General features: G+C 62.7%; 7 protein-coding genes. 1 reads left to right on the top strand and 6 read right to left on the bottom strand.

Features of this window, described 5'->3' with window-relative positions:
* The 4 genes from VN004_RS18095 to VN004_RS18080 all read right to left on the bottom strand — a co-directional run.
* Positions 1–859, bottom strand: an 859-nt coding sequence (locus VN004_RS18095; RefSeq protein WP_325612995.1) for an aminotransferase class III-fold pyridoxal phosphate-dependent enzyme, incomplete at its 3' end; no start/stop codon positions are given.
* A gap of 70 nt (positions 860–929) precedes the next feature.
* Positions 930–2,171: an amidohydrolase family protein gene (locus tag VN004_RS18090; protein ID WP_325612993.1), complete on the bottom strand. Its 1,242-nt coding sequence runs from the start codon at positions 2,169–2,171 to the stop codon at positions 930–932.
* Complete coding sequence (locus VN004_RS18085) at positions 2,171–2,512, bottom strand: hypothetical protein (RefSeq protein WP_325612991.1); 342 nt, start codon at positions 2,510–2,512, stop codon at positions 2,171–2,173. The genes VN004_RS18090 and VN004_RS18085 overlap by 1 nt, the downstream gene beginning before the upstream one ends.
* Positions 2,499–2,867 (bottom strand): Rieske (2Fe-2S) protein, encoded by a 369-nt coding sequence (locus tag VN004_RS18080; protein ID WP_325612989.1) that lies wholly within the window; start codon positions 2,865–2,867, stop codon positions 2,499–2,501. The genes VN004_RS18085 and VN004_RS18080 overlap by 14 nt, the downstream gene beginning before the upstream one ends.
* Positions 2,868–2,986: 119 nt before the next feature.
* On the opposite strand from VN004_RS18080, the gene VN004_RS18075 reads away from it, so the two are divergent.
* Positions 2,987–3,538, top strand: a complete 552-nt coding sequence (locus tag VN004_RS18075) for a MarR family winged helix-turn-helix transcriptional regulator (RefSeq protein WP_325612986.1) — start codon at positions 2,987–2,989, stop codon at positions 3,536–3,538.
* Here VN004_RS18075 and VN004_RS18070 read toward each other — a convergent pair whose 3' ends face one another.
* Entirely contained in the window at positions 3,539–4,339 is an 801-nt protein-coding gene (locus tag VN004_RS18070) for an ABC transporter ATP-binding protein (RefSeq protein ID WP_325612984.1), read from the bottom strand.
* 26 nt (positions 4,340–4,365) lie between these two features.
* On the bottom strand, positions 4,366–5,455 hold a 1,090-nt coding region (locus VN004_RS18065; RefSeq protein WP_325612982.1), incomplete at its 5' end, for an aldehyde dehydrogenase family protein.

Raw genomic sequence — 5,455 nt, 5'->3', positions numbered from 1 at the left:
CGACCGCCCACATCTTGCCGGTGCGGCCGGCGCCGGCCTGCACCTCGTCGATGATCAGGATGATGCCGCGCTTGTCGCAGGCCTCGCGCAACGCCTTCATGAACTCGATCGGCGGATCGATGTAGCCGCCATCGGCCTGCATCGACTCGACGATCACCGCGGCAACATCGTCGGCGCCGGTGTTGGGCGTATTGAGCTTGAAATCGAGATACTTGCCGCAAGCCTGGGCGCAGGTCTTGCTGTCAAACCCGGCGAAGCAGCGATAGCAGTATGCGTAAGGCATGTGGATCGCGCCGGGCATCAACGGCATGAACGGCACGCGGAAATTCTCGCGCGTGGTCAGCGCCAGTGAGCCGTGGAAGACGCCATGATAGGCGCCCTCGAAGGCGACGATCTGATGCTTGCCGGTAATCGCCTTGGCGAACTTGATCGCGGTCTCGACCGCGGCCGAGCCGCTCATGCCGAACACCGTGAAGCATTCGCCGCGCAGCCCCTCGGGCATGAGATCCGATAGCTTCTGCGCCAGCTTCACCGTGCTCGACGACACGAGGCCCGCCGAATGCATCAGCTTGGTGGCCTGTTCGCGGACGGCTTCCACCACCTTGGGGTGATTGCGGCCGACGCTCGACACCGCGACGCCGGCGGACAGATCGATATAGACGTTGTCGTCCGGATCCTTGATGCCGGCGCCGAAACCCTCCTCGATCACCAAAGTGCCGCGCACCGACGGCCGCGTCGGGGTCTGCACCTTGAGGGCGTCGTCGATGACCTGCCGCGACTTCGGGCCCGGCAGCTCATTGGAGACGATCTTCGGCATCTCCGGATAAGACAGCTTGGCCAGTTCCTGCTCGGAAATCATGAAGACGCCTCGGACGGAGATGGACGGGGTTCAGACGCAGTCAGTCACATCGGCATATGATCGGGGCAGACTATCCGGCGGCCGCCTTCACGCCGCGCTGGGCGCGGCGCTCGTGCTTGCCCGGCGCCAGCGTCGTTTCGAGATTGAACAGGCGCTGCGCATTGCCGCCGAGAATGTCGCGCTTGGCCTGCTCGTCGAGGAACGGCAGGTCGTAGATGGTGGACGGCAGGTCCATGTCCCAGTGTGGATAATCGGACGAGTACAGCAACTGCGTCTTGGCGTTGATCATCTCGAAGGTCACTTCCAGCGCCTTCGGATTGTTGACCATCTCCATCGGCTGCGAGGTGTAGTACATCTCGCGCATGTAATCGCTGGGGATGCGCTTGAGCAGCGGCGCGTCCGACGAGCGCATCATGAACTCGTTATCGAGGCGCTGCATCAGGAACGGCACCCAGGCCAGCCCCGATTCGATCCAGATGATCTTGAGCTTCGGGAAGCGCTCCGGCATGCCGTTGACCAGCCAGTTGGTCATGTGGAGCATGTTGTGCCAGGTAAAGCCCAGCGCGTGCACCGCCATGAAGCGGTTGGTCAGCGATAGCTGCTTGTCGCTCCACGTATAGGCGGCATGAAACGCCAGCGGCAGGTTGCGCTCCTGCAGCATCGAATAGAGTTTCATATATGCGTTGTCGTGGACCGAGCGGTAATGCGTCGCCACCACCATGAAGCCGATGACGCCCTTGCGGCTGCCGAACTTTTCGACGATGTCGATGCAGGCCGCCGGATCGTTGAACGGCAGATAGAGCATCGACTTGAGGCGACCGTTCTCGCTCTCGAGAATGTTGTCGCAGAGCCACCGGTTATAGGCGCGCGCCAGCGCCACTTCGACTTCGATGCGCGGACAGGTGACGATGTTCAGCATCGGCGTCGGGAACATGCAGGCGACGTCGACACGCAGCGCGTCCATCCAGCGATACATCAACGTGATGTCGCGGTGCGGCTGCGGCGGCACCTTCTCGCCGCGGCGCTCCGGGTAGCGCGTGATGCGGCCCGTCATTTCCTGGTAGGAGCCGTCCATCGAGGCAATGCCGCCGCGCGCCATGCCCTGAAACTTCGCCTCGCGGCGCAGCACCGGATCGTCGATGTAATCGGCGATCTCGCTGAAGGCCTCGGTTTCGTAGTGATGGGCATCGACATCGACGATCATGAAATCGTCGTAGTTGCGCGATTCCCCCTGCGCAGCGGCGTTCTTCAGATGCACCGAGCTGTTGAAGCCCTCGTTCGCAACATCGCGGCTGCTGGTCACCTTCAACATCAGAATCGCTCCGTCGCGGACTCGTCATACTTGATGCGGCCGACGCTCGACATGTTTTGCCATGCGCCGAGTTCAAAGAGTGCAAGGTTGACCGCTTCCAGCATGGCGGTGCAGCCGATGGCGACATCGGTGGCGGTCACGCCGCTGTTGCGGCCGAAGGGCAGCAGGTTCTCACCGGCCTGCGCCTTCGCGGCATAAACCTGCAAGACCGATGCGAAGGCCTGGCCCAGCGCATCGGCCGGAATGTCCTCGAGGCGGTTCTGTTCGATGGCCTCGAGGCAGCGCGCCGAGAGGTCGCTGGCCAGGTCGGAGAAATCGCGCGCGGCGTCAGATCGCGACATAGATTTGCCCTTCCCGCTCGACCACGTCGTATTTCTTCAGCTTCACTTTCGGGTCGATGACGTGCTCGCCGGATTCGATATGGAATTCGTAGCCGTGCCACGGGCAGACGATATGCACATCGTCGTCATTGAATTTCTGGCAGACGAAGAGCCCGTTCTCGTCGATCACATCCTCGACCTGCGGCATGCGCACGCCCTCGCAGACCGGCCCGCCCTGATGCGGGCAGACGTTCTTGTAGGCATGGCACCCGCCATTGTGGCGAAAAATGCCGACCTCGACATCGCCGATAGTGCACACCCGGACGGCGCCTTCCTTGAGCTCGTCGCTCCGGCACACCAGGACCTGCTCGCTCATCTGTCTCGTACTCCTTGCACGCACCAGGCGGTCATTGCTAAGGTACCTATTGGTAAGATACCTTACGATTAATATAAGTCAACTCAGTTTTCTGTATCAATTGTCTGCCGGAGATTGCCTTGCCCGATACGCCGCGCCGTTTCGCCGAAGACGCTCATCATCCGCCGCCTATCGGCATCGGCAAGCTGCTGCGGCGCTCGCATCTCGCCTTCAGCAAATTGTTGCGCGACCGCCTCAAGGATCACGACGTCAGCTTCAGCGAATTCGTCCATCTCGAGCGGTTGTGGTACGATGACGGCCTCAATCAGACCGAGCTGTCACGCCGAGTCGGCATCGAAACCGCATCCTCCACGACCGTGCTCGATGCCCTGGAAAAGCGTGGCTATATCCGCCGTGAGCGCGATGCGCGGGACCGCCGCAACGTCCGCGTTTTTCTCGAGCCCGCCGGCGCCGAGATCGAGGCCAAACTCCTGGACTGCGCGGCCGGCATCAATGCCATTGCCCGCGAGGGTCTGAGCAAGGCCGACATCGCGGAGTTCTTCCGCATCGGTGCGATTATCGCCGGCAATCTCGAGGCGCAGAGCCGCGGCGCGTCGCGCAAGGCCGGCAGCGCCTCCCCTGCCGCGTCAGCGAAATCGCAAAGCAGCCGCCGCAAGCGCGACGCAGACTGATCAGGACGCGCGTTTGCGCTCGGCTTCCTGCATACCGCGGGAAGCTTCCTCGCGCAGATCGGCCCAGATCATGCCGACGAGCTGGCCGAAGCGCTCGCTGCTCATGATCTCCGAGGAGCGCGGCCGCGGCAGGTCGATCGGGATGATGCGCTTCACCGTGCCCGGACGGTAGCTCATCACCACGACACGATCCGAAAGCTGCACCGCTTCGGTGATGTTGTGGGTGATCAGCATCGTCGTCTGCTCCAGCTCCTGCTGGATCTGCAGCACCTTGTCGCCGAGCAACAACCGGGTCTGTTCGTCGAGCGCAGCGAAAGGCTCGTCCATCAGCAGAATCTTCGGATCGAAGGCCAGCGTCCGGGCGATCGCGGTGCGCTGCCGCATGCCGCCCGAGAGTTCGCTCGGATAATTGTTCTCGAAACCTTCGAGACCGACGAGCTGGATGAAATGCCGGGCGCGCTCGATGCGCTCCTTTTTCGGCATGCCGGCCGCTTCCAGCGGAAACATCACGTTCTGCAACGTCGTGCGCCAAGGAAACGTCGACTCCTCCTGGAACACGGTGCCGATGGTGCGGTCGCCCGGCTTGCCCTGGCCGTCCAGTACCACCTCGCCCTCATAGTCCTTGAGGAAGCCGCCGATGATATTGAACAGCGTCGACTTGCCGCAGCCACTCGGCCCGATGATGGAGATGAATTCGCCCGGCTTGACGTCGAACGACATGTCGCGGACCGCGACGATGCCGGCGTGTCCGCCGAACCTCTTGGTGACGTTTTTGATCTGAAGTCCGTGACCATGCGACATGTATTGATCCTTCGACTGGGTCTGGCTCAGGCCCCGGCAGCGTCCAGCACGACATTGATGCTCTTGAGCTGCGTGTTGTCCAGCAGCTCTTCGATGGATTCTTCGCGTCCAAGCCCGGACTGCTTGTAGCCCCCGAAGGGCACGCCGTAATAATGCGTGCTGGCGCCATTCACCCAGACATAGCCCGCTTCGACGCGCGCCGCGGCGCGATGCGCGACCGACAGGTTCTTCGTCCAGATCGAGGCCGTGAGGCCATAGCTCAACTCATTGACCGCCTGGAACATCTCGTCTTCGTCGCGCCATTTGAAAACACTGAGCACCGGCCCGAAGATTTCCTCGCGCGCGATGCGCATCTTCGGCGTCACGTCGGCGAAGATGGTCGGCTCGTAGTAGAAGCCCTTGGCGAAGGCCGGATCGTCGGGACGGCGGCCGCCGGTGACGAGTCTTGCGCCATCCTGCTTGCCGGCTTCGACGTAGTGAATAACCTTGTCGAGCTGCGCCTGGCTGACGAGGCAGCCCATTTCGGTGTCCGGATCGGTCGGGATCCCGAAGCGCAGCGCCTTGAGTTTCTCCACGACACGATCAAGCACCTGGTCGTGAATGCTCTCGTGCAGGAACGCCCGCGACGTCGAGCCGCAGGACTGGCCGAGCCAGACAAAATTCATGCCCTGGATCACGCCGGCAGCGAGCTTGTCCGGATCGGCGTCGGCATAGCCGATCAGCGCGTTCTTGCCGCCGAGTTCGAGCGACACCTTTTTCATCGTGTCCGCGGCGCCCTTGAGGATCGCCTTGCCGGTCGGGATGGCGCCGATCAGGCCGACCTTGGCGACAAGCGGATGCGCGACCATGGCTTCGCCGCAGGCGCGGCCGCCAGCCAGCACGCTGACGACACCTTTCGGAAACAGCGGGCCGATCAGTTCCGCAAGACGCAGAGTCGACAGCGGCGCCTGCTCCGGCGGCTTCATGATCACCGCGTTGCCGGCGGCGAGCGCCGGCGCTGCATGCGTCGCGGCAAACAGCATCGGGTGGTTATAGGCGTTGATGCGCACGACCACGCCGAGCGGCTCACGCACCGTGAAGCTCAGCACGTCGTCGCCGCCGGGGATCGTGTCGCCC

The sequence above is a fragment of the Pseudorhodoplanes sp. genome, assembly GCF_035565855.1.
GTDB lineage: Bacteria > Pseudomonadota > Alphaproteobacteria > Rhizobiales > Xanthobacteraceae > Pseudorhodoplanes.
The sequence above is the reverse complement of the archived record's forward strand: the minus strand, read 5'-3'. Positions and strand labels throughout refer to the sequence as shown.

Coding starts and splice junctions, on each gene's coding strand:
- VN004_RS18070 (WP_325612984.1), bottom strand. CDS start 4,339: ATGTCGCATGGTCACGGACTTCAGATCAAAAACGTCACCAAGAGGTTC.
- VN004_RS18080 (WP_325612989.1), bottom strand. CDS start 2,867: ATGAGCGAGCAGGTCCTGGTGTGCCGGAGCGACGAGCTCAAGGAAGGC.
- VN004_RS18085 (WP_325612991.1), bottom strand. CDS start 2,512: ATGTCGCGATCTGACGCCGCGCGCGATTTCTCCGACCTGGCCAGCGAC.
- VN004_RS18090 (WP_325612993.1), bottom strand. CDS start 2,171: ATGTTGAAGGTGACCAGCAGCCGCGATGTTGCGAACGAGGGCTTCAAC.